The following is a 2,667-nucleotide window of genomic DNA, read 5'->3' on the forward strand; positions in this document are numbered from 1 at the left end:
TGTGGGCGGTCCTGCTCCTGGCGGCCCACCGGCGCCTCCGGCGGCTCGGCGGACGGCAGCCGGCCGCTCCTGGGTTGGGCACGGTGTGGCTCGCCACCGGATGCACGCTCGCGCTGTCGGCCCTGGGCGTCGTGCTGCTGTGGTGACCGCCGCGCCGCAGCCGTGGGTGTTCCCTGCGGACGGGTCCGCGGGTGGGAGGGCCGCTCACGGCTCGGGGCGGTCCGGCGGGTGGGTCACGCCGGCAGGACCGGCAGCCGGGCGAGGCCGGTGAGTGGCGTGGCTCATCCTTCTCCGCCCAGCTCTGGACTCCATACCGACTAGTCGGCATGATCGGACCGTCCGTCCCACTCGGTTGGAGGAGCACATGACCCAGGGCAATCCGCCAGGGCTCGATCTGTCGCGGTTGCGCGGCCACCTGGACAGCGCACGTCCCGGTCTGGTGACGGGACCGCTCAGCGCGGAGCTGATCGAGGGCGGACGGTCGAACCTCACCTACCGCGTCAGCGACGGCCGGTCCTCCTGGGTGGTGCGCCGGCCTCCGCTGGGCCACGTGCTGGCGACCGCCCACGACATGGCCCGCGAGTACCGGGTGATCAGCGCGCTCGGCCCGACGCCGGTGCCGGTGCCGCGCACCGAACTGCTCTGCGAGGACCCGGACGTCATCGGCGCCCCCTTCTACGTGATGGAACTCGTGGCCGGCACGCCGTACCGCAGCGCGAAGCAGCTCGCCGCGCTCGGCCCGGAGCGGACCCGGCAGGTCGTGCTCGGTCTGGCCGACAGCCTGGTAGCCCTGCACGCGGTGGACCCGGCGGACGTGGGGCTCGCGGACTTCGGCCGCCCCGACGGGTTCCTGGAGCGTCAGCTGCGCCGCTGGGGCAAACAGCTCGACGCGTCCCGGAGCCGGGAGCTGCCCGGCATCGACGAGCTGCACGCCACCTTGTCCGACCGGCTGCCGACGTCCCCCGCCCCCACCGTGCTGCACGGTGACTTCCGCCTGGACAACGTGCTGGTCACCCCGGACGACCGGATCTCGGCGGTGCTGGACTGGGAGATGTCCACGCTCGGTGACCCGCTCACCGACCTCGGCCTGCTCGTGATGTACAGCGGGCAGCGCCAGGTGGCGGGGGCGCCCCTCAGCACCACCCGGGACGCGCCCGGGCACCCCGAGCCGGCCGAGCTGATCGAGCGGTACGCGGCCGCCTCGGGGCGGGACGTGTCGCGGATCGCCTGGTACACCGCCTTCGCCTACTTCAAGCTCGCCGTGATCTGCGAGGGCATCCACTACCGCTACACCCTGGGGCAGACCGTCGGCGCCGGCTTCGACCGCGTCGGCGCCGTCGTCCCGGTCCTCACCGACAACGGCCTCACTACCCTGCGGAAAGGCTGACCCGCCATGGACTTCGCACTCGACGACCGGACCGAGAACCTGCGCAAGCAGCTGACGGCCTTCATGGACGAGCACGTGTTCCCAGCTGAGGCGGTGGCCGAGGAGCAGCGGGCGGCCCTCGACTCCCCCTGGCAGACGCCCGCGGTGGTCGGGGAGCTGAAGCAGCGGGCCCGCGAGCTGGGCCTGTGGAACCTGTTCCTGCCCGACCCGACGCACGGCGCCGGCCTGACCAACCTCCAGTACGCGCCGCTCGCCGAGATCACCGGTCGCAGCCCGCAGTTGGCCCCCACCGCGCTCAACTGCGCGGCGCCGGACACCGGCAACATGGAGGTGCTGGCCGAGTTCGGCAGCGCCGAGCAGCGCGAGCGCTGGCTGAAGCCGCTGCTGGCCGGGGAGATCCGCTCGGCCTTCGCGATGACGGAGCCGGACGTCGCCTCCTCGGACGCCCGCAACATCGAGACCCGGATCGAACGCGACGGTGACGAGTGGGTGATCACCGGGCGCAAGTGGTACATCTCCGGGGCGATGAACCCGGACTGCCGGGTCTTCATCGTGATGGGCAAGTCCTCACCGGACGCGGACGATCCGCGACGGCAGCAGTCCATGGTGCTGGTACCCAGGGACGCGCCGGGCGTCGAGGTCAGCCGGGCGATGCGCGTCTACGGCTACGAGGACCACTCGCACGGCGGGCACGCCGAGGTGGTCTTCGACCGGGTCCGGGTGCCGGCGGACCACCTCATCGGGGAGGAGGGCGGCGGTTTCGCCATCGCCCAGGCCCGGTTGGGCCCCGGCCGCATCCACCACTGCATGCGGCTCATCGGCATGGCCGAGCGCGCCCTGGAGCTGATGTGCCGCCGGGCGCTGTCGCGTTCGGCCTTCGGCCGGCCGCTGGCCCAGCAGGGTGTGGTGCAGGAGTGGATCGCCGACGCCCGGGTGGCGATCGAGCAGCTGCGGCTGCTGGTGCTCAAGACGGCCTACCTGATGGACACCGTGGGCAACCGGGGGGCGCACACCGAGATCCAGGCCATCAAGATCGCCGTGCCGCGCACGGTGGTGTCGATCCTCGACCGTGCGGTGCAGCTGCACGGCGCCGGCGGGGTCAGCCAGGACTTCCCGCTGGCCGAACTCTGGGCCTCGGCACGGACGTTGCAGCTGGCGGACGGCCCGGACGAGGTGCACCAGCGCTCCCTCGCCCGCCGCGAACTCGCCAAGTACCGGGACTGACCGGACCACCCGGCCGCCGGGGCGGGGGGCGGCCGGGCGCAGGGCGTCCGGAGGCG

General features: G+C 73.0%; 2 protein-coding genes. Both read left to right on the forward strand.

Going from position 1 to position 2,667, the window contains the following annotated elements; all coding sequences use genetic code 11:
* Nucleotides 1-364: 364 nt before the first annotated feature.
* Nucleotides 365-1,387 (forward strand): phosphotransferase family protein, encoded by a 1,023-nt coding sequence (locus tag ACYVE9_RS22075; RefSeq protein WP_461029634.1) that lies wholly within the window; start codon nt 365-367, stop codon nt 1,385-1,387.
* Nucleotides 1,388-1,393: 6 nt separating this feature from the next.
* Nucleotides 1,394-2,611, forward strand: a complete 1,218-nt coding sequence (locus tag ACYVE9_RS22080) for an acyl-CoA dehydrogenase family protein (RefSeq protein WP_461029635.1) — start codon at nt 1,394-1,396, stop codon at nt 2,609-2,611.
* Nucleotides 2,612-2,667: the final 56 nt, after the last annotated feature.

It is taken from the genome of Streptomyces sparsus, assembly GCF_054776295.1.

Excerpts from the sequence above, each read along its gene's own strand:
- ACYVE9_RS22080 (WP_461029635.1), top strand. The coding sequence starts at position 1,394 with ATGGACTTCGCACTCGACGACCGGACCGAGAACCTGCGCAAGCAGCTG.
- ACYVE9_RS22075 (WP_461029634.1), top strand. The coding sequence starts at position 365 with ATGACCCAGGGCAATCCGCCAGGGCTCGATCTGTCGCGGTTGCGCGGC.